General features: G+C 71.4%; 19 protein-coding genes. 7 read left to right on the top strand and 12 right to left on the bottom strand.

What is annotated here, in order from left to right; translation table 11 throughout:
* Positions 1-11: 11 nt before the first annotated feature.
* The 3 genes from Raf01_RS40505 to hrcA form a co-directional block, all read right to left on the bottom strand.
* Entirely contained in the window at positions 12-716 is a 705-nt protein-coding gene (locus Raf01_RS40505) for a 16S rRNA (uracil(1498)-N(3))-methyltransferase (protein WP_203923433.1), read from the bottom strand.
* Between the two features lie 72 nt (positions 717-788).
* Entirely contained in the window at positions 789-1,925 is a 1,137-nt protein-coding gene (gene dnaJ, locus Raf01_RS40500; protein WP_203923465.1) for a molecular chaperone DnaJ, read from the bottom strand.
* 17 nt (positions 1,926-1,942) lie between these two features.
* A complete protein-coding gene (hrcA, locus tag Raf01_RS40495) occupies positions 1,943-2,971 on the bottom strand; it encodes a heat-inducible transcriptional repressor HrcA (RefSeq protein WP_203923432.1) in 1,029 nt (342 codons plus the stop codon).
* Positions 2,972-3,127: 156 nt separating this feature from the next.
* Between hrcA and Raf01_RS40490 the strand changes: the two genes are divergently transcribed.
* The gene (locus Raf01_RS40490; RefSeq protein ID WP_239134341.1) at positions 3,128-3,799 is read left to right on the top strand and encodes a DUF4870 domain-containing protein; all 672 of its coding nucleotides are present in this window, start codon (positions 3,128-3,130) and stop codon (positions 3,797-3,799) included.
* Between the two features lie 297 nt (positions 3,800-4,096).
* Positions 4,097-4,816, top strand: a complete 720-nt coding sequence (locus tag Raf01_RS40485; RefSeq protein WP_203923430.1) for a DUF4870 domain-containing protein — start codon at positions 4,097-4,099, stop codon at positions 4,814-4,816.
* Positions 4,817-5,069: 253 nt separating this feature from the next.
* Here Raf01_RS40485 and hemW read toward each other — a convergent pair whose 3' ends face one another.
* Positions 5,070-6,281, bottom strand: a complete 1,212-nt coding sequence (gene hemW / locus Raf01_RS40480) for a radical SAM family heme chaperone HemW (RefSeq protein ID WP_203923429.1) — start codon at positions 6,279-6,281, stop codon at positions 5,070-5,072.
* Between the two features lie 18 nt (positions 6,282-6,299).
* Here hemW and Raf01_RS40475 point away from each other — a divergent pair, with 18 nt between their 5' ends.
* From Raf01_RS40475 to Raf01_RS40465, 3 genes are all read left to right on the top strand, one after another.
* The gene (locus tag Raf01_RS40475) at positions 6,300-7,112 is read left to right on the top strand and encodes an enoyl-CoA hydratase-related protein (RefSeq protein ID WP_203923428.1); all 813 of its coding nucleotides are present in this window, start codon (positions 6,300-6,302) and stop codon (positions 7,110-7,112) included.
* A gap of 151 nt (positions 7,113-7,263) precedes the next feature.
* Positions 7,264-8,127 carry a hypothetical protein gene (locus Raf01_RS40470; protein WP_203923427.1) on the top strand — a complete coding sequence of 288 codons (864 nt, stop codon included), beginning with the start codon at positions 7,264-7,266 and terminating at the stop codon, positions 8,125-8,127.
* A gap of 196 nt (positions 8,128-8,323) precedes the next feature.
* A complete protein-coding gene (locus tag Raf01_RS40465; protein ID WP_203923426.1) occupies positions 8,324-9,247 on the top strand; it encodes a phytanoyl-CoA dioxygenase family protein in 924 nt (307 codons plus the stop codon).
* Between the two features lie 88 nt (positions 9,248-9,335).
* Here the strand turns inward: Raf01_RS40465 and Raf01_RS40460 are convergent, their stop codons facing one another.
* From Raf01_RS40460 to lepA, 3 genes are all read right to left on the bottom strand, one after another.
* Positions 9,336-9,617 carry a GlsB/YeaQ/YmgE family stress response membrane protein gene (locus tag Raf01_RS40460; RefSeq protein ID WP_203923425.1) on the bottom strand — a complete coding sequence of 94 codons (282 nt, stop codon included), beginning with the start codon at positions 9,615-9,617 and terminating at the stop codon, positions 9,336-9,338.
* 74 nt (positions 9,618-9,691) lie between these two features.
* Positions 9,692-10,189: an NUDIX hydrolase gene (locus tag Raf01_RS40455; protein WP_203923424.1), complete on the bottom strand. Its 498-nt coding sequence runs from the start codon at positions 10,187-10,189 to the stop codon at positions 9,692-9,694.
* Positions 10,186-12,054, bottom strand: coding sequence for a translation elongation factor 4 (lepA, locus tag Raf01_RS40450; RefSeq protein ID WP_203923423.1), 1,869 nt, complete (start codon positions 12,052-12,054; stop codon positions 10,186-10,188). The genes Raf01_RS40455 and lepA overlap by 4 nt, the downstream gene beginning before the upstream one ends.
* Before the next feature lie 354 nt (positions 12,055-12,408).
* Here lepA and Raf01_RS40445 point away from each other — a divergent pair, with 354 nt between their 5' ends.
* On the top strand, positions 12,409-13,146 hold the full coding sequence (locus Raf01_RS40445) for a lysozyme (protein ID WP_203923422.1): 738 nt from the start codon (positions 12,409-12,411) through the stop codon (positions 13,144-13,146).
* A gap of 170 nt (positions 13,147-13,316) precedes the next feature.
* A complete protein-coding gene (gene rpsT / locus Raf01_RS40440) occupies positions 13,317-13,583 on the top strand; it encodes a 30S ribosomal protein S20 (protein ID WP_203923421.1) in 267 nt (88 codons plus the stop codon).
* A gap of 75 nt (positions 13,584-13,658) precedes the next feature.
* Here rpsT and Raf01_RS51045 read toward each other — a convergent pair whose 3' ends face one another.
* The 5 genes from Raf01_RS51045 to Raf01_RS40415 all read right to left on the bottom strand — a co-directional run bounded on the left by Raf01_RS51045 (position 13,659) and on the right by Raf01_RS40415 (position 20,346).
* Entirely contained in the window at positions 13,659-14,351 is a 693-nt protein-coding gene (locus Raf01_RS51045) for a hypothetical protein (protein ID WP_203923420.1), read from the bottom strand.
* A gap of 142 nt (positions 14,352-14,493) precedes the next feature.
* Positions 14,494-15,465, bottom strand: coding sequence for a DNA polymerase III subunit delta (gene holA / locus Raf01_RS40430; protein WP_203923419.1), 972 nt, complete (start codon positions 15,463-15,465; stop codon positions 14,494-14,496).
* Between the two features lie 284 nt (positions 15,466-15,749).
* Positions 15,750-18,113: a ComEC/Rec2 family competence protein gene (locus Raf01_RS40425; protein WP_203923418.1), complete on the bottom strand. Its 2,364-nt coding sequence runs from the start codon at positions 18,111-18,113 to the stop codon at positions 15,750-15,752.
* Complete coding sequence (locus Raf01_RS40420; RefSeq protein ID WP_203923417.1) at positions 18,110-18,925, bottom strand: ComEA family DNA-binding protein; 816 nt, start codon at positions 18,923-18,925, stop codon at positions 18,110-18,112. Before Raf01_RS40420 ends, Raf01_RS40425 begins: the two co-directional genes overlap by 4 nt.
* Positions 18,926-19,506: 581 nt before the next feature.
* Positions 19,507-20,346, bottom strand: a complete 840-nt coding sequence (locus Raf01_RS40415; RefSeq protein WP_203923416.1) for a DegV family protein — start codon at positions 20,344-20,346, stop codon at positions 19,507-19,509.
* Between the last annotated feature and the right edge of the window lie 38 nt (positions 20,347-20,384).

Here is a 20,384-nt window from a genome sequence, read left to right as displayed (position 1 = left end):
ACCAGCGGCGGTTACCAGCGGCCCAGCCGCGCCGACAGTACGGCCAGCGCGGCAACTCCGGCCGTCGAGGTACGCAGTATCGAGTCGCCGAGACGCACCGGTACCGCGCCGGCGGCGGTGAACGCGTCCAGTTCCTCCGGCGCGATCCCGCCCTCCGGGCCGACCACGAGCACAATGTCCCCGTGCCCGGGCAGGTCCACGGCCGACAGCGGCACAGTCGCCGCCGAATCCAGGACGAGGGTGGCCCGCTGCGCCAGCCGAGCCGTCGGCAGCGCAGCGGACACCTCCGGGATCCACGGTCGGCGGGCCTGCTTGGCCGCCTCCCGGACGGTGGCCCGCCACCGGGACAGCGGCTTCTCGTCGCGCCAGACCGCGACCGAACGGGCCGCAGGCCAGGGCACGATCTCGTCGACGCCGACCTCGGTCATCGCCTGGACGGCAAGCTCGCCCCGCTCCCCCTTGGCGATGCCCTGCGCCACGACCAGGCGGGGGTCGGGGGGTGCCGCGTACCAACGCTCCATAATGGACAGATCCAGCGCGCCGCGCCGCACGGCCCGGACCACGGCGTGGGCCGTGGCGCCTTGACCGTCACCGAGCAGCAGCGCCTCGCCCACCCGCAGGCGCGCGACATCGGCCGCGTGGTGGCCCTCCGGACCGTCGAGCGTGAACTCCCCGTCCGGCGGCAGCGTCTCCGCCAGGAACAGGCTGAGACTCATCCGCGCTCGCCCCGCCGAGCCGCCGGCTCCCGGCGTGAACTCATGCGCCGACCCGCCGGCTCCCGGCGCCGATCACGCGTGGCCGTTGAACGCGTCGCGCCACCGGGAGAAGAAGCCGCCCTGCTTGCTCAGCTCGGCGACCTCCTCGCCCCGGGTCTTCGCGAAGTCGCGCAGCATGCGCTCCTGCTCCGGGGTGAGCTTCGTCGGCGTACGCACGTCGAGGTGCACGAACAGGTCGCCCCGGCCGGTGCCGCGCAGGTGCGGCACGCCCTTGCCGCGGATGCGCACCGTGGACGCCGGCTGGGTGCCCGGGCGCAGGTCGAGGTTCTCCTCGCCGTCGAGCGTCTTGATGGTCAGCCGGGTGCCCAGCGCGGCGGCCGTCATCGGGACGGTGACCCGGCAGTGCAGGTCGTCGCCCTTGCGGGAGAACACGTCGTGCGGCCGCTCGTGGATCTCGACATACAGGTCTCCGGGCGGGCCACCGCCGGGGCCCACCTCACCCTGACCGGCCAACCGGATGCGCATCTGGTCCTCGACGCCGGCCGGGATCTTCACGGTCAGCGTCCGGCGGCTGCGGACCCGGCCGTCGCCCGCGCAGGTCGGACACGGGTTCGGGATCACCGTGCCGTATCCCCCGCAGGCGCCACACGGGCGCGAGGAGACGACCTGGCCGAGGAACGTGCGCTGCACCGACTGCACCTCGCCGCGCCCACCGCACACGTCGCAGGTGGCCACGTGCGTACCGGCGGCGGTGCCCGCGCCCTGGCAGGTCTGGCAGGTCACCGCGGTGTCCACGGTGATCGGCGCCTCCACCCCGAACGCGGTCTCGTGCAGGTCGAGTGGCAGCGGCAGGATCGCATCCGAACCCGGGCGGGTGCGCGGACGCGGACCGCGGGAGCCGGTGCCACCGCCGAAGAAGGCGTCCATGATGTCCTGGAAGCCGACAAACGGACCGCCCGGGCCACCGCCGGGGCCCGCCCCTCCACCGCCGGGAGCCAGCGGGTCGCCACCGACGTCGACGATCTGCCGCTTCCGGTCGTCGGACAGCACCTCGTACGCGGCGTTGATCTCCTTGAACCGCTCGTGCGCCTCCGGGTCCGGATTGACGTCCGGGTGGTACTGCCTCGCCAGCTTGCGGTACGCCCGCTTGATCTCGTCAGCCGTGGCATCCTTCGCCACACCGAGGATCCCGTAGTAGTCCTTGGCCACCGTTGTCATGCCCTCACTCAGTTCTGCGCCAGGATTTCACCGACGTAGCGCGCCACGGCACTGACCGTAGCAATGGTGCCCGGGTAGTCCATCCGGGTCGGCCCGAGCACCCCCATCCCGCCGACCACCGTGCTGCCAGGTCCGTAGCCGGTGCTGATCACCGACGTGGCCCTCAAATGCTCGATCTCGTTCTCGTCGCCGATGAGAACCCTGGTCGTGGCCGTGTCCGGCTCGGCCGACCCGATCAGCTTGAGCAGCACGACCTCCTCCTCAAGGGCCTCAAGGATCGGCCGGAGCGATCCCTGGAAATCCAGGATGCCACCACGTGTCAGGTTTGCCGTCCCGGCCAGCGCGATCCGCTCCTCGGTGCGCTCCACCAGCGTCTCCAGCAACACGCTGGCAAGCGCCCCCATGGCCGGTCGCAGACCGGGCTCGGACTCGTCGACGAGGTCCTGGACCAGCGGAGGCGTGTCGACCAACCGCTGGCCGCCGAGCTTCTCGTTGGCCGCGGTGCGCAGCCGCAGCACGTCGGTCTCGGGGGTCGGCGCGGGCAGCTCGACCAGCCGCTGCTCGACCCGGCCGGTGTCGGCGATCATCACGAGCATGATCCGGGTGGTCGAGACCGGCACCAGTTCCAGGTGCCGCACCGACGAGCGGGACAGGCTCGGGAACTGCACGACGGCGACCTGACGGGTGAGCTGCGCCAGCAACCGGACGGTGCGGTGCACCACGTCGTCGAGGTCGACCGCGCCGATCAGGAACCGCTCGATCGCCCGGCGCTCCGCGGGGCTCAGCGGCTTGATCCGGGACAACTTGTCCACGAACAGCCGGTATCCCCGGTCGGTGGGCACCCGCCCCGCACTGGTGTGCGGCTGCCGGATATACCCCTCGTCCTCCAGAACCGCCATGTCGTTACGGATAGTGGCCGGCGACACACGCAGATGGTGACGCTCGACGAGGGCCTTGCTGCCAACCGGCTCTTGGGTAGAGACATAGTCCTGGACGATGGCCCGCAGCACATCGAGCTTCCGGTCATCCAGACTCATCGCCACCCCTCCCTGGCCCGTCGGCCGTTGCTGGCACTCGGCGTTTGTGAGTGCCAGTCTACGTCCGGTCGGCCTCCGCAGGGGATCGGCGCGTCGTCCGATTCCGGCCCGTACCCCTTCTGGCGCCGACCCTGCCCTACCCCTACCGTGACGCACATGACCCAACCACCCACCCCACCACGGGACGAAACGCCCCCCGGCGGGTCGCCGCCGCCCGGCCCCGGCGCGCCGCCCCAGCCGGGCCACGGCGCACCGCACGGCCAGCCCGGGCACGGCCAGCCTGGGTACGGTGGCCAGCCGGGGTACGGCGGCCAGTCCGGCTACGGCCAGTCGAACTACGGCGGCCAGTCGAACTACGGCGGTCCGCCGGGGTACGGCCCGCCGCCCGGGTACCCGCCCGGTGCCGGCCAGCGGCCACCCGGTCCGCCGCCGCCCGGCTTCCCGTCCCGCGAGGACCGGACCTGGGCCCTGGTCGCCCACTTCGGCGGGGCCGCCGGCACCGTGATCAGCGGTGGCGTGCTCGGCTTCGTGGCGCCGTTGATCGCGCTGCTCGGCCGGGGCAACCAGTCTCCGAGCGTGCGGGCGCACGCCGCCGCGACAGTGAACTTCTTCGTACCGGTCAGCGGAGCCGCCCTCATCCTCGTGCTGGCCCGGATCTGCCTCGGCGTGTCCGGTGGCCTGCTGCCCACCTCGGCGGTCAGCAGCCTGCTCTACCTCGCGCAGATCGCGGTGGTCGTGGCGGGCGCGGTGTTCGGGATCGTCGGCGGCATCCGGGCCAACGATGGCGAGTTGTTCAAGTACCCGGTCAGCTATCCGTTCGTCCGCTGACGCAGCCATCGGGCCGCAAGGCCCGGGCTGCGCCCACCGCCGGCTGCGCCCACCGCCGGCTGCGCCCACCGCCGGCTGCGCCCACCGCCGGCTGCGCCCACCGCCGGCCGCGCCCACCACCGACCACGCCCACCACCGACCACGCCCACCACCGACCACGCCCACCGCCAACCGCGCCCACCGCCAACCGCCCCCACGGCCGGCTGTCCGGGTGTCTTGCGGTGCGTCGCAAGTGTCTAAAACAAGTCATCTGAGCCGTCTGGCGCCCGCTTGATCGGTGCTCTTACCGTGGCGCACATGACCGAACCTCCCAGCTCAACCGGGGACCCCAATCCCGTCGTGGATCCCGGTGCCACGGGTGGCGGCCCCGCCCGGGAAGCTGACCCGCCGACGGGGTTCATCCCGCCACAGCCGCCGCCCGGCTATCCTCGCGACGACGTCCCGCCCGGCAGCCCAGCGTCGGGCGGTCCAACGTCGGGCGGCCCCACACAGGACGGCTACACACAGGGCGGCTACACACAGGGCGGCTACACACCACAGGGCGGTCCAACGTCGGGCGGCCCCACGCCAGGCGGCTACGCCCCGGGCGGGTACCCGCCCGGCGGAGGCTACGGCGCGGGCGGATATCCGCCGCCGGGCTACCTGCCGCCACCCGGACCCCCGCCACTGGGCTACGCCAGCGCCGACGACAAGACCTGGGCGCTGATCGCCCACTTCGGCGGCGCGGCCCTCGTGTTCATCACCGCGTTCTTCGGCTGGGTCGCCCCGCTGATCGCGCTGACCACCAAGGGCAACCAGTCGCCGACCGTGCGCGCACACGCGGTGGCGGCGCTGAACTTCCAGCTGACCTGGACGATCGTCGCCGCGGTCGGCGCCATCACCGTGTGCTTCCTGATCGGCTGGGTCATCCTGCCCGCCGCCTGGCTGATCGGGGTCATCTTCGGCATCATCGGCGGCGTCCGCGCCAACGAAGGCCAGCTGTACCGCTACCCGCTATCGTTCCCACTGGTGAAGTAGCACGAGCGTCGCGCGCCGGCCGGTGAGTCGTGCACGGGCAAACTCACCGGCGGACGCCGCCCACGGCAGTCACGCCATCAGGCAGTCACGCCATCAGGCAGTCACGCCATCAGGCAGTCACGCCATCAGGCAGTCACGCCATGAGGCAGTAACGCCATCAGGCAGTCACGCCATCAGGCAATAACGCCATGAGGCAGTAACGCCATCAGGCAGTAACGCCATCAGGCAGTCACGCCATCAGGCAGTCACGCCATCAGGGCAACAGATCGCGGATGACCGCGTCGGCGAGCAGCCGGCCACGCAGCGTCAGCACCGCGCGTCCCCGGTCGAATCGCTCCGGATCCAGCAGACCGTCGGCGAGCGCCCGGCCCGCCGCCTCCCGGCCCGCATCATCCAATGTGGACAAAGGCAGCCCGTCGACCAGCCGCAGGCGCAACATCACGTCCTCGACCTGCCGCTCCTGCGCGGTCAGCAGCTCCCGCCCGTGCCCCGGCGAGCGCCCCTCGGCCAACCGGCCAGCGTAGGTGCCCGGGTGCTTCACGTTCCACCAACGCACCCCACCGACGTGGCTGTGCGCGCCCGGACCCAGCCCCCACCAGTCCCCGCCGGTCCAGTAGACGAGGTTGTGCCGGCACCGGCCCGCCTCGCTGGCCGCCCAGTTCGACACCTCGTACCAGTCCAACCCCGCACCCGAGAGCGCGTAGTCCGCGGCGAGGTACCGGTCGGCCGCCACGTCGTCGTCCGGGTACGGCAGCTCACCCCGCCGCATCCGGGCCGCCAGCCGCGTCCCGTCCTCGACGATCAGGGCGTACGCGCTGACGTGGTCTACACCGGCATCCAGCGCGGCCGTCAGCGAACCGGAGAAGTCGGCCGAGGTCTCCCCTGGCGTGCCGTAGATGAGGTCGAGGTTGACGTGCTCGAATCCGGCATCGCGCGCCTCCGCGGCGGCCGCCGCCGCCCGGCCGGGCGAGTGCCGGCGGTCGAGCACCCGCAGCACGTGCGCGGCGGTGGACTGCATGCCCAGCGAGATCCTGGTGAACCCGGCGCGGCGCAGCTGTGCCAGGGAGGCCGGCGTCACCGACTCGGGATTGGCCTCGGTGGTCACCTCGGCATCCGCCGCGAGACCCCAGGTGCGGTCGATTCCCTCGAGGATCCGGCCGAGTTCGCCGGGTGGCAGCAGGGTCGGGGTACCGCCGCCGAAGAACACCGTGTCCACCCGCGGTACCGAACCGCCGAGCACCCGGCCGGCCAGCGCCAGCTCGGTCAGTACGGTGTCGGCGTACCCGGCCGGGTCGACCCCCTCGCCGGCGGTGTAGGTGTTGAAGTCGCAGTACCCGCATCGGGACGCGCAGAACGGCACGTGCACGTACACGCCGAAACCGCGGGCCCCGACGTCGGCGACAGCCTCGGCCGGCAGCTCGCCGTCGGCGGGCACCGGCTCTCCATCGGGCAGCGCTCCAGGCATACCTACTAGTGTGCCGTCATGGGTACCGAAACCTCGCCGGTCCGGGTCGAGATCGACCACGGGGTGGCCCGCGTCACGATGGACAGCCCGAGCAACCGCAACGCCCTGTCCGGCGCCATGATCGACGGGCTGATCGACGCGCTGGCGGCGGCGGTCGCCGACCCGGCGGTGCGGGTCGTCGTCCTGACCCACACCGGGCCGGTCTTCTGCTCCGGCGCCGACCTCAAGGAGACCGCGGCCGCTCTCGCGGCGCGCCTGGCCGGCCCGACCTCCACGGACGCCTCGGGGGTGCCGGCCGCCCGGTTGGGCGAACTGCTCGCCGCGATCGCCGAGTGTCCGAAGCCGGTACTCGCCCGGGTCGCCGGCCCGGCCCGCGCGGGCGGGCTCGGCCTGATCGCCGCCGCCGACATCGCCGTGGCCGCCGCCGAGGCCACGTTCGCCTTCTCCGAGGTGCGCATCGGGGTCATACCGGCGGTGATATCGGCGGTCGTACTGCCCCGGCTGACCTCCCGAGCCGCCGCCGAGCTGTACCTGACCGGGGCGACCTTCGACGGTCCCCGCGCGGAGCGGATCGGGTTGATCACCGCCGCCGTCCCGGCCGCCGAACTGGACGAGGCCACCGAGGGCTACGTGGACGCCTTGCGGCGTGGCGCACCGGGCGCCCTGGCCGGCACGAAGAACCTGCTCACTCGCCCCGCCGCCGCTACCCTACGTGACGATCTGGAGGAACTGACCGAGATGTCGGTCTCGTACTTCGGCTCCGCCGAGGCCCTTGAGGGCATCGCGGCGTTTCGGGAAAAGCGGGATGCGGCCTGGATTACCCGCCCCTGACCGGTGATCATCGATCATACCGATCTGAGCACGCCACCCGGCGTAGCGTTTATGCGGACACTACGCTGACTGCCGACTGGTCTGGTCGTCACGCGGCGTCAGACGCCCCGAGCCAGACCAGTCGTGCGGCCGACCACTGTGGAGGGTTACCGTGCGTATCCGGGTGGTTCTGGCGGTCTTCGCGGCGCTTGCCGTGATCGCCGGAGCCGGCGTCTACATCGCCGTCCGGAGCCTCAGTAACGGGCTCCCCCTGCATCTGGTCACCCAGCAGTGCATCGTCAGCGCCGACGGCAAGGCGACGCTGGAGCCGGACCAGATGGCCAATGCCGCCACGATCGCCGCTGTCGGCATCCGGCGCGGGCTGCCCACCCGGGCGGTGGTGATCGCGCTTTCCGCCGCCCTGCAGGAGTCGAAGCTGGAGAACCTCGCCGGTGGCGACCGGGACTCCATCGGCCTGTTCCAGCAGCGCCCCAGCCAGGACTGGGGCACCCCGCAGGAGATCTCCAACCCCCGGTACGCGGCCGGCGCCTTCTACACCGCGCTGATGAGGGTCAGGAACTGGCAGGGCAGGTCGATCGCGGAGGCCGCCCAGGCGGTCCAGCGCTCTGCCGACGGCTCGGCGTACGCGCAGTGGGAAGCGGAAGCCCAGATCCTCGCGAACGCCCTGTCCGGCGACGTGTCCGGCGCGGTGGCCTGCACGATCACCGCCCCGCCCGCGGCGCGCGGCCCGGCCGCGGCGGGCTCCCTGGCGCAGAGCCTCACGGCAGACTGGGGCGAAATGGACACCGTGACAGATAACAGTCTGCCCGGCCTGAAGCTGACAGTGAACGAGACGCGCAACGGCTGGCAGATCGCGCACTGGCTCGTCGCGCACAGCGTCGACCAGAACATCAAGAGCGTGCGGTACGGCGACCAGGAGTGGACCGCGAAGGCGGGCACCTGGAGCCGAGCCTCGGGCGACCGTACGGTTGCCGCGGGCGATCAGATCATCGCCGCGGTGTACTCGCAGAGTTAATACACGACGCCTTTGAGTAATCATTCTCGACGGCTAGATCCCTTGTGTCCCAACGGAAATCCCCTCGCTCATCGATGGCGGGGACCGGATGCGGACACGCCGCTGCTATAGCAGCGCGTTACCATCGGGAGTCTTCGCCGCCTCCCGGCTGTGTTCCGCGGGGGAGGCAGAATCGTCGAGGGAGGGCAGTAACACCATGGAGGCAGCCAAGCCCGCTGCGTTCGACTACGACGGCCGGACCGGTTACGAGCCGATCAGCGAGGTCGACCGCAAGGAATTCCTGGAGCAGGGCTTCATGCTGCTCCGCAACGTCCTGACCGAGGACCACCGGGCCGCGCTGGAAGAGGCGGTCGACCGCGTCCACGCGGAGGAGATGGCGGCCGGCCGCACCAAGAAGGACGGCACCCTGCACCTGCTCGGCTTCCTGGACCGCGACGAGCTGTTCGGCGAGCTGCTGACCCAGCCGATCGCGTTCCCGTACATGTGGGGCCTGGCCGGGTGGAACATCTACACCCACCACAACCACCTGGACGTGACGCCGCCGGCGGCGGAGCCGGAGAAGCCGTACTGGGGTTGGCACCAGGACGGGTACCGACAGAACTCCGACCCGGAGACCATGGACCCCAACGTCCCCCGGCCGATGTTCTCGCTCAAGGTGGCGTACGTGCTCTCCGACCTGTCGGAGACGGGCCGCGGCGCGACGAAGGTCATCCCCGGCAGCCACCTGTGGAACTCGCTGCCCCGCCCGGCGGACCTGAGTGTCCACAACCCGGACCCCGAGGGCACCGTGGAGATCACCGCCAACCCGGGCGACGCGTTCATCTTCGACCGCCGCCAGTGGCACTCGCGCTCGACGAACCTGTCGAACATCACCCGCAAGATGCTGTTCGTCGGCTACACCTACCGGTGGATCCGGCCGCTGGACGAGCTGCACGTCGACAAGGACAGCGAGTGGTACCGCAACCGCACCCCGGTACAGCGCCAGCTGCTCGGTGAGGGCACGCACACCGCGAACTACTGGGGCATCAACTGGGACGGGTACATCGACGACGAGATCCCGCTGCGCAAGGAGCTCAAGACGCGCGGTCTGCTCGACCGCAACGTCCCCTGGCTGCGCTAGCCAGGCCTGGCACGTGACGAGGCCCGCTCCGGATGTCCGGAGCGGGCCTCGCTCTTAGTTCGCCGACGCGGTCGGGACCGGGCCGGTGTTACCGGTGGCCCAGCCGGCGGTGTCCGCCACCCAGCCTGGTTACCGCCAGTACGCCGAGCGCGGCCAAGCCGACCTGGATGAAGAATTCGATCCAGTCGAACCCGTTGGTGTCGGCGACGCCGGCGCCCCGGGCGATCGCGGTACCGATGAAGGCCGCCACGATACCGACCACAATGGTGAGCCAGATCGGAATGTTCTGCCGGCCCGGAACCACCAGGCGCCCCAGCGCGCCGATGATCAGACCAACCAGGATCGCTGAAATGATGCCTGCGACAGTCACGGGAGCCCTCCTCCTGCTCGCGTCCTTCAGGTGGAACGATGCGAGAAGTACCCGTCGCCGGAAATGCCGAAACCTCAGTACTTGCCGGCCAGCAGCGCGGCCGCGTCGCGCAGCGCACTGTCCATCGTGGAAAACGCCATCGGCGGCGGATCGGCCAGCGGAAGCCAGTCGTGGCCGGTCGCCTCACTCGGATCCGGGCGCAGCTGTCCGTCCACAATGGTCGCCAGCCAGAACATGTCCAGCACCGGCAACGTCTCGTCCTGGAACCGGTAGCCGCCCACGTACATGCCGACGAACCGGTCCAGCCGCACGGTGACGTTCAGCTCCTCGCGGGCCTCCCGTACCGCGGCGTCCGCCGGTAGCTCCCACCCGTCGCAGAAGCCGCCCGGCAGGTCCCACCGGCCGGCGTTGGGCTCCCGCGCCCGCACCAGCGACAGAAACCGATCGCCGTCGAGGATGATGACGGTCGCCGTCGGGCGCGCGTTGAGGAACATCTGGTACCCGCACGCCGGACAGTCGACCGGTGGCGCGGCGGGCAGCGCGGTGCCGCAGCGGTGGCAGTGGTGCGTCATTTCTTGCCGGTACCGCGCTGATCGGCACCACCGTCCGAAGTGGACAGCGCGGCGATGAATGCCTCCTGCGGCACCTCCACCCGGCCGACCATCTTCATCCGCTTCTTGCCTTCCTTCTGCTTCTCCAGCAGCTTGCGCTTACGGGTGATGTCACCGCCGTAGCACTTGGCGAGCACGTCCTTGCGGATGGCACGGATGGTCTCCCGGGCGATGACCCGGTTGCCGATCGCGGCCTGGATGGGCACCTCGAACTGCTGGCGCGGGATCAGCGAGCGCAGCTTGGCGGCGATCGCGACCCCGTAGTTGTACGCCTTGTCCTTGTGCACGATCGCGGAGAACGCGTCGACCGGCTCACCGTGCAACAGGATGTCCACCTTGACCAGGTCGGCCTGCTGCTCCCCGCTGGGCTCGTAGTCCAGCGACGCGTACCCCTTGGTCCGCGACTTGAGCTGGTCGAAGAAGTCGAAGATGATCTCGGCGAGCGGCAGCGTGTAGCGCAGCTCGACCCGGTCGGCGGACAGGTAGTCCATGCCCTGCAGGGTGCCGCGCCGACCCTGGCACAGCTCCATCACCGCGCCCACATAGTCGTTCGGCGTCAGCACGGTGGCGCGCACGATCGGCTCGAACACCTGGGCCACCTTGCCCGACGGGTACTCGCTCGGGTTGGTGACGGTCACCTCGCCGCCGTCCTCCAGGTTGACCCGGTACACCACGTTGGGCGAAGTGGAGATCAGGTCGAGGTCGAACTCGCGCTCCAGCCGCTCCCGGATGATTTCCAGGTGCAGCAGGCCGAGGAAGCCACAGCGGAACCCGAAGCCGAGCGCGGCACTGGTCTCCGGCTCGTAGGACAGCGCGGCGTCGTTGAGCTTGAGCTTGTCGAGCGCGTCACGCAGGTCGGGATAGTCGGAGCCGTCGATCGGGTACAGGCCCGAATAGACCATCGGCTTCGGATCCTTGTACCCGCCGAGCGCTTCGGTGGCCGGGCGGGTATTGATGGTGACCGTGTCGCCGACCCGGGACTGGCGCACGTCCTTCACGCCGGTCATCAGGTACCCGACCTCGCCGACGCCGAGCCCCTGTCCCTTGATCGGCTCGGGTGAGATCACACCGATCTCCAGCAGTTCGTGCACGGCGCCGGTGGACATCATCTTGATCCGGTCGCGCGCCTCGATGCGGCCGTCGATCACCCGGACGTAGGTGACCACGCCTCGGTACACGTCGTAGACCGAGTCGAAGATCATCGCGCGGGCCGGTGCCTGAGCATCGCCGACCGGCGCCGGGATCTGTCGCACGATCTCGTCGAGCAGGTGTGAGACCCCTTCCCCGGTCTTGCCGGATACCCGTAGGCAGTCCTCGGGCTGGCAGCCGATCAGGTGCGCTAGCTCCTCGGCGTACTTGTCCGGCTGCGCGGCGGGCAGGTCGATCTTGTTGAGTACCGGGATGATCGTGAGGTCGTTCTCCAGCGCCAGGTACAGGTTGGCCAGGGTCTGGGCCTCGATCCCCTGGGCCGCGTCGACCAGCAGCACGGCGCCTTCGCAGGCGGCCAGGCTGCGGCTGACCTCATAGGTGAAGTCGACGTGACCGGGCGTGTCGATCATGTTGAGGACGCTGTCCTCGCCGACCCGGCCACCCTCCCGCACCCGCCAGGGCATGCGGACCGCTTGGCTCTTGATCGTGATGCCGCGCTCGCGCTCGATGTCCATCCGGTCGAGGTACTGCGCGCGCATCTGCCGGGCGTCCACCACCTCGGTCAGTTGCAGCATCCGGTCGGCCAGGGTGGACTTCCCGTGGTCAATGTGGGCGATGATGCAGAAGTTGCGGATGCGCTCCGGGGCGGTGGCGCCGGCATTTGGCGTCGGTGGCACAGTCGTCCGTTCTACGTCGGCGGTGTTCGGTCGGACTCTGGTTCGCCCAGCGCGGCGCGCAGTGGTCCCTTCCTATCGTCCCACGCCGGGTGAGCGCGGTGCCGGCACCGGCCGCCGACCCCCGCGACCGGCGTCACCGCAGCTCCGCGACCCTTGGCGACACACGATACGTATCCGATTCGTAACCGTCCGCATCGCCACATTCCCGTCCGGGTGGTGCTGGTCAGGCCATTGTCCGGACATGCACAATTCGCGAAACATAAATCACAAAGATCGTCTACGTACCTGGAGATCGACCGCCGTCTGTGGAATAAACATCGAAGGTCTTCACCCCCGTATCCCCAAGGAGTGCAGATGGCATCACCCCGCAAGCGGCTCGGCCTGCTGGCCGCGCTCACTGTCGTGGCCACCGCCACCGTGAGTGTCCTGTTCAGCACCGGAGCCGTCGCGGCCCCCGCCGGCCTTCAGGGCCAGGACGTTTCCTCCTACCAGGGCAACGTCAACTGGACGGCACAGTGGAACGCGGGCTCGCGGTTCGCCTACATCAAGGCGACCGAAGGCACGTACTACACCAACGCGTACTTCGCCCAGCAGTACAACGGCTCGTACAACGTGGGCATGATCCGCGGCGCCTACCACTTCGCCCGGCCGGACACCACCACTGGCGCGGCGCAGGCGGACTACTTCGTCGCCCACGGCGGCGGCTGGTCCAAGGACGGCAAGACGCTGCCCGGCGCGCTGGACATCGAGTACAACCCGTACGGCGCCGAGTGCTACGGCCTGTCTCAGGCATCCATGCGCAGCTGGATCACCTCGTTCTCCAACGAGTACCACGCGAAGACCACCCGCTGGCCGGCGCTCTACACCACCACGGACTGGTGGAACACCTGCATCGGCAACTACAACGCCTGGGCGGCCAACGACCCGCTGTGGATCGCCCGGTACTCCAGCACGGTCGGCACCCTGCCGCCCGGCTACTCGGTCTACTCCTTCTGGCAGTGGAGCAGCGCCGCCACCCTGGCCGGCGACTCCGACGTCTGGAACGGCACCCTGGACCGGTTGAAGGTCATGGCCTGCAACGGCGCCTGCTGAGGCAAGCCCTGCGGGCGGGCCGGCCGGGTGATCCCCGGCCGGCCCGTTGCGCGTCCGTACCCGTTTTGGCTCAGACCCTGCCCACCTGGTAATCTGGCTCCTCGCGTGTGGCGACTCACCGTCGCCCGCACACCAGCAACCCAACCGAGCTACCAGGACGAGGCTGTCGCGTGGCGAACATCAAGTCCCAGATCAAGCGCAACCGGCAGAACGAGAAGGCCCGGCTGCGGAACAAGGCGGTCAAGTCGTCGCTGAAGACGGCCATCCGCAAGTACAACGAGGCGGTTGAGGCCGGCGACGCCGCCACGGCCGAGACCCTGCTGCGTGACGCGTCCCGCCGGCTGGACAAGGCCGCGAGCAAGGGCGTCATCCACAAGAACCAGGCGGCCAACCGCAAGTCGGCCATCGCCAAGCGCTACTCGGCGCTGGCGGCCTGAGACCCTGCCTCTCGCCTAACGCCGTCCGGTAAGCCCGGACGGCGTTTTCGCGTGCCCAAGTCCGGTTTCGCCGCCTCACACTGGCCGCTCGAAGCGCCGCTGGTTGGGCCAGGCGGTGCGGCGCGGCAGCGGGCCGGCGCCCGGATCGGAGGCCGAATCCGCGTTCGTCTCGGCGTCGGCGGGACCGTGCCCGTCGGGCGTCCCCGCGCCGGCGGGATCACCCGGTCGTGCCCCGTTGGTCGTTCGCGGGCCGGCGGGATCACCCGGTCGTGCCCCGTTGGTCGGCTGACTCGTGCCCGGAGAGGCCGGGTTGGGGTCCGGATGCCCGGATGTCCCGGCATCTGGCGAGGGGGCCCTGCCCGGGGCGGAACTGCCCGGGGCGGAACTGCCCGGCGCGGGTGCCGTACCCACGGCCCGCCCGACCGCCCGGCCCGTCGTCAGCCGGTTTGTCTGCGGCGGAGCGGAACCGGTCGGCCCGACCGCGGCGCTGCCCCGCGCCACCGCCGGAATCCGCCTCGGCAGCACCGCCTTGCCGCGCTGGGTGAACGACAGCCCGGCGACCACGTCGTTGATCTTAACCATGGTCGCCACCGAGACCGGCAGGATGATCACGACCCACCAGGTCACCAGCTCGGCGAGGGCAAGAAGGACGGCGAGCAGGATCATGCCCTCGAAGAAGAAGAAGCACAGCAGCCCGCCCGGATGCATGTAGTGCAACCGCAACGCCCGTGCGTAGAGCGGTCTTTTGGGACTGGCGACGCTGCTCACCGCGCACGCTCCCGGCTCGCCGCGAGCCGGCGACCGGGCCGGGCCGTTGCGCGGCGCCGCACGCGCCGAGCCGGAGTGGTCGCAGGAATGACCGGCAGGACCGGACTTGAGCCCGCGCCGTCTCCGCAGTCGCCCGCGGTCGTCACCGGGTGCCCTCCGCCTTACGGGCGGCGCTCATCGCGAAAATCGCCGCCTCCAGCGCGTATCCCCGGTCGTCCGAGCCGCCCTTGACCGCCGCGTTGCAGTCGGCCGCGGCACGCATGGCGTCGACCAGGCCCTCGGGCGTCCACCCGCGCCCCTGGCGCTGGGCGCGCTCGATCTTCCAGGCCGGCATGCCGAGAGCCGAGGCCAGCTGGTACGGGTTGCCCCGGCCTGCCGCCGCGACCCGGGCCACGGTACGCACGCCGTCGGCCAGCGCGTCCGCGATCGGCACCGGGTCCACGCCCACCTGTAGCGCCCAGCGCAGCGCCTCCAGCGCCGCCGGGACGTCGCCCACCATGGCGGCGTCGGCCACCGTGAACCCGCTGACCTCCGCCCGGCCACGGTAGTAGCGGTTGACCGTCTCGGCGGTGACCCGTCCGTCGGTGTCCGCCATCAGCTGCGAGCACGCGGCGGCCAGTTCACGCAGGTCGTTGCCGACTGCGGAGAGCAGTGCCTCGGCGGCGTCCTCCGTGGACTTGCCGCCGAGGCGGCGAATCTCGTCCCGGACGAACTCGGCCCGATCCTTCGGCCGGGTCAGCTTCGCCGCGCGCAGGACCTTGGCCCCCGCCGCCTGCAACCCCTCGGCGAACGCCTTGCCCTTGGCGCCGCCGGCGTGCGTGACGACCAGGCTCACCTCGGGGTCGGGTTCCTGGGCGTAGCGCAGCAGGGCGGCTACGAGATCTTTCTTCGCGTCCTGGCCGTTGCGGACCACCAGGACCCGCCGGCCGCCGAACAGCGACGGGCTGAGCACTTCGTCCAGCTCGCTGGGCAGCAGCGAGTTGGCTTCCAGCTCGCGCACGTCGGTGTCGGGGTCGCTGGCCCGGGCCAGCGCGGTCACGTCGGCCACCGCACGTGCGACGAGCAACTCTTCGTCACCGCTGACGAGGCAGAGCACGGGAGGCGCCGTTGTCACCCAGATATCGTCCCACGTCGACCGCCGCTTCTGGAGGGGGACGACCAGCCCGATACCCCACTCACACCCCCGGTACGCTGGCCCGACGCCAGTCACCCGGGGCACGACGCCCCACTACTTTCCTGACGCCGGGACCGCAACGGTGCGGCGAGGCCCCATGTCGCACCCCGTCCCCGCGACTCCCGGCCGGTGTCGCGACTCACACCCGCCCTTTGACGGCCGGCGCCGGCCTCACTGCCGGCCCCGTGTAGCGACCAGTTCCCGGCACCCGCCCGGCGATCGCGTCAGGGCGGCCGGCGCCCTGGGGCCACCCCGTGCCGGACGGTCGCGAGCCTTCCCCGGTCCAGCACCGCCGCCACGTCACCGTCCAGGTCGGTACGCAGTACCCGGGCTCCCTCACGCTGCAGGCGCCCGAGCATCGGCAGGTTCGGGTGCCCGTACGGGTTGCCCACCCCGACGGATACCAGCGCGACCGCCGGGTGCACCGCTTCCAGCAGGGCCGGGTCCTGGTACGCCGAACCGTGATGGGCCACCTTGAGCACCTGGGCGCGCAGGGCGCCCGGACCGTCCGCAGCCAGTACCGCCGCCTGCTCCTGCACCTCGGCGTCGCCCGGCAGGAGCATCCGGATCCCGTGCACGTGAGCCATCACGATCAGCGAGTTGTTGTTCGGATCCGAGTCGGTGCCGGTGACCCGTCCGACCGGTCCCAGTACCGTCAACGCCAACGGGCCTTCTACCCATTGCCAGCCCAGCTCCGGCACCACCACCGGGGTGCCCCGCCGAGCCGCCTCCCCCAGCACCTCCTGACGCCCGGCCGCCGGCTCCGGGAACCATCCGATGGCTACCTCGTCCACCCGCCGACCCCGGAACACGCCGTCCACCCCACCCACGTGGTCCGCGTGGAAATGGCTGACGATGAACAGGGACACCTCTCGGACGCCCAGCTCGCGCAGGCACCGGTCGGTGGCCGTGGGCTCCGGCCCGGCGTCGACCACGACCGCCCTCGCCCCGCCGAGTGGCAACACGACCGAATCGCCCTGGCCCACGTCGCACGCCACCATCAACGCCCCCACCGGCGGCCAGCCCCCGGCCACCACCGCCACCGGAACCGCGCCCAGCGCGGCGGCGACCGCGCACGCCCCGACGACCACCCGTACCGCGGGCCGGCGCGCGGCCAGCAGCCCGACCAGCAGGATGAGTGCGAGCAGCAGCCCACCGGACGCGCCGCCCGGCCAACCGACCACCGCGGACGGCGTGGCCGCGCCGAACCGGGCGACGGACACCAGCCACCGTGCCGGCCATGAGGCCAACCAGGCGAGGAACTCGGCGGCGGCCGGCCACACGGTGGACACCGAGGCCGCCACCACACCCAGCACGGTGGCCGGTGCCACGGCCGGCTCGGCGAGCAGGTTCGCCGGTACGGCGACGAGACTGACCGTCCCCGAGATCGCGGCGATCACCGGCGCGCAGGCGACCTCGGCGGCGGCCGGGATGGCCAGCGCCTCGGCCAGGCCGGCCGGCACCCGGTGCCGGCGTAGCGCGTCCCGCCAGCGTGGAGCGAGGAGCAGCAACCCTCCGGTCGCGAACACGGACAACGCGAAGCCGGGATCCGCCGCCAGTGCCGGGGACGCCACGACGAGCACCATCACGGTGGCCGCGAGCCCGGGGACGGCGGCCCGGGGACGGCCAGACACCAGCGCGAGCAGGCCGAGGCCGCCCATCGCCGCCGCTCTCAGCACACTGGGCGACGGTCGCGCCAGGATCACGAAGCCGACCAGCGCGACCGTGCACAACGCGGCGGCAAGCCACGGACCTGCCCGGCACCAGCGGGCCAGCAGCAGCACCGCGCCCAACAGGATCGCCACGTTGGCTCCGGACACAGCGACCAGATGCGTCATGCCGGTCGCGCGGAAGTCGTCGGCGACAGCCGGGTCCAATCGTCCGGTGTCGCCGTCGACCAGACCCGGCAGTAGTCCGCCGGGTCCGGGAGGCAGCGGAGCGCATGCCCGGCGCAGGCCGGTGCGCAACGCTCCGGCGGCGCGCTGCGCCCACGGCGCCGTGCCGATCCGGTCCGGTGCCGTGGACACCGACAGTACGGCGGCGGTCAGATCCCCGCCGTCGGGCGGGGACAGCCGGCCGGAGGCGCGGACCGATGTGCCGGGCAGCAGCGCCCGCCATGCCGGATCGTCGGCGAACACCAGCATCCCGGCATCCAACCGGAGGTGCCGTCCGTCGCGAGTCTCGATAGTCGTGACCGATGCCGGCACCAGATAGGTCTGCGGCCCGTTCGCGATTCCGCCGACCGGTCGCGGGTCGTCCACAATGGTCAGTCCTACCTGGACAGTGGCGCGCTGCCGGGCCAGACCGGCGAGTGGCGCAGCGTCCCGCACCGCCAACCTCGCGGCGGTCGCGGCGGCGCCGCACACCACACCGAGCAGCACGGCGGCGACCAACCAGCGTGGGGACCCGAGTCGCCGGACGCTCCCGAGACCCGCGGCCAGCAGCGCGGCCGCGGCGGCGAGCAGAGCCGCCGGCAGGGCGGCCAGATACAGGCAGCCAAGCGCGGAAAGCCACGTGCCGGCAGCGACGCCGACCAGCCGCAGGTCCGGCAGCGGCGACGAGTGCTTCCGCACCGGAGCGCCGCTCACACCGTCACCAGGTCCTTGACCGAAGCGAACTTCGCGTCGCCGATGCCGGAGACCTGCCGCAGTTCGTCCACACTCCGGAAGCCGTTGTGTTGGGTGCGGTAGTCGATGATGCGCTGAGCCAGGGCCGGGCCGATCCCGGGAAGTGTCTCCAGCTCGGTCAGCGACGCGGAGTTCAGGTCGACCTTGCCGCCACCGGTCGGATCGCCGGCCGCGGCAACGCCCGGCGGCGGGGTCTCCCCAATGACGATCAATTCACCGTCGGTGAGCTTGCGCGCGGAGTTGACGTAAGACAGGTCCACGCCGGGCAACGCCCCACCGGCGGCGGCGATCGCGTCGGCGACCCGGGAGCCACTCGGCAGCCGCACGAGGCCGGGATGGGTCACCTTGCCCTGCACCGCCACCACGATCGTGCTGGGCGGGGCGGAGGGTGTGGCGGCCAGCGGCGCGGAGTAGGTCGACGCCGGCCCCACCGGCTCGCTGTGCGGCTGTGCCCGCCAGGCGAGGAAGGCGGCGATCGCGACGACCAGAATCGTGACCGCGATCAGCGCCCGCACCCCGCGCCGCCCGGGATCGAACGCACCGAGTGCGCGGCGTCCCGATGCCGCCAGGCCGCCTGCGCCGCCACCGCCCGCGTCATCGTCGCCAGCGGCCCACGAGGGCCACCGGTCGGCGGACGCGGACGGCTCGGATCCGGCCGCCGGCCACTCCCGCCCGAACCCGGCCCCGGGCTCCGAACCGCCGGACCCGATCGAATCGGACCCAGGCCACTCCGGCTCGGACTCGGGCCGGCTCCAACCAGGACCGGACCGCATCGGCTCACCCCCCGAACCCACCGAAGACCCCGGCCAGACCACCTCAGACTCCAACCGTTCCGGCTCCGACTCCGACTCCGGCCGACTCGAACCAGCACCGGATCGCATCGGCTCACCCCCCGAACCCACCGAAGACCCCGGCCACGTCACCTCAGACTCCGACCGGTCGGGAGGCTCAGACCGCTTCAAAGACTCTGGCCGCTCCGACTGCGAGCCGGACCGGGCAGGCGAGGAGAGGGGCCGCTCCGATCCCGGATCGGTCCGCCTTGGACCGGAAGTCGACCCGGAATCGTCGCCGGCCCCACCCTCCTGCGCGCGACCCGGCGGCACCGCCGGGCGGATCCGGTGCCCACCCGATGCCGCCGTCGGCTGCGTGTCGAACCGGCGCCACGCGTCGACCCCGCCCGGATCCCGGGGTGCCGCCGACGGCCACACCGCGTCGAAGCGCCGCCGGGTCTCGTCGTCGTCCCGTTTGCTGTCCCGCCTACGCACGGACGGAACGCTAGGCCGGCCGCGACGGCCGCCGCCGCGCTCAGATCAGGAACTGTGGACGGCGAGGGTGGTTGTGGACGCCGTACCGATCAGGCAGTCGATCTGTTATGTACGACGACCGATACCAGGCCGGGGCCGGCATGCGCACCGACCGCCGCGCCGATTTCGGTTTGGTAACACGCCTTCATGCGCACGCCCAACCGATCCGTCAACGCCGCGGTCAACTCCGTCGCCCGGCCAGGCGCCGCCAGGTGATGCACCGCGATGTCCACATCGGACTCTCCGGCCGCCTCCACCGCGAGGTCGACCAGCCGGCCCATCGCCCGGGTCGCGGTACGCACCTTGTCCCGTACCACGATTTCGCCATCGGCCATGTGCAGGATCGGCTTGACGGACAGCGCCGTGCCCAACAGGGCCGAGGCGGCACCGATGCGACCGCCGCGCCGCAGGTACTCCAGTGTGTCCACATAGAACAGAGTGGTGGTCCGGGCGACCGCGGCCAGCGCCGCGGCCCGCGCCGCGGCCAGGTCCTCACCACGCGCGTGCAGCGCGGGGAAGCCCAGCCCCATCCCGGTACTGAGGGAGTCCACCACCTCGACGAGACCGGGATGGTCAGCGGCGGCAAGTACGGCGGCGTCGTAGGTGCCGGACAGCTTCGCCGACAGGTGCACCGAGACGATCCCGGTGGCGCCGGCGGCCAGCAGCTTGCCGTAGACCGTGGACAGCTCTGCCGGCGAGGGACGGGACGTGGTGACCGCTAGCCGCCGGGCTCCGAGCGCCCGTGCCACGTCGTCCGGCGACACGTCCAGACCCTCGCGCCCCTCGACGCCGTCGATTGCCACGCCCAGCGGCACGACGGTCAGCCCGCCGGCCGCGATCAGCTCCGCCGGCAGGTAGGCGGTGGAGTCGGTCACCACGGCAATGGACATGACCGGCACGGTATCCGATCTCCGCCCGCACGCCAGCG

It is taken from the genome of Rugosimonospora africana (genome assembly GCF_016862975.1).
Taxonomy (GTDB): domain Bacteria; phylum Actinomycetota; class Actinomycetes; order Mycobacteriales; family Micromonosporaceae; genus Rugosimonospora; species Rugosimonospora africana.
Note: the sequence above shows the minus strand (reverse complement) of the source record. Positions and strands in the feature narration are given on the sequence as shown.

Coding starts and splice junctions, on each gene's coding strand:
- Raf01_RS40485 (WP_203923430.1), top strand. CDS start 4,097: ATGACCGAACCTCCCAGCTCAACCGGGGACCCCAATCCCGTCGTGGAT.
- Raf01_RS40465 (WP_203923426.1), top strand. CDS start 8,324: ATGGAGGCAGCCAAGCCCGCTGCGTTCGACTACGACGGCCGGACCGGT.
- Raf01_RS40490 (WP_239134341.1), top strand. CDS start 3,128: ATGACCCAACCACCCACCCCACCACGGGACGAAACGCCCCCCGGCGGG.
- Raf01_RS40445 (WP_203923422.1), top strand. CDS start 12,409: ATGGCATCACCCCGCAAGCGGCTCGGCCTGCTGGCCGCGCTCACTGTC.
- Raf01_RS40455 (WP_203923424.1), bottom strand. CDS start 10,189: ATGACGCACCACTGCCACCGCTGCGGCACCGCGCTGCCCGCCGCGCCA.
- hemW (WP_203923429.1), bottom strand. CDS start 6,281: ATGCCTGGAGCGCTGCCCGATGGAGAGCCGGTGCCCGCCGACGGCGAG.
- hrcA (WP_203923432.1), bottom strand. CDS start 2,971: ATGAGTCTGGATGACCGGAAGCTCGATGTGCTGCGGGCCATCGTCCAG.
- Raf01_RS40415 (WP_203923416.1), bottom strand. CDS start 20,346: ATGTCCATTGCCGTGGTGACCGACTCCACCGCCTACCTGCCGGCGGAG.
- Raf01_RS40420 (WP_203923417.1), bottom strand. CDS start 18,925: ATGCGGTCCGGTCCTGGTTGGAGCCGGCCCGAGTCCGAGCCGGAGTGG.
- Raf01_RS40475 (WP_203923428.1), top strand. CDS start 6,300: ATGGGTACCGAAACCTCGCCGGTCCGGGTCGAGATCGACCACGGGGTG.
- Raf01_RS40505 (WP_203923433.1), bottom strand. CDS start 716: ATGAGTCTCAGCCTGTTCCTGGCGGAGACGCTGCCGCCGGACGGGGAG.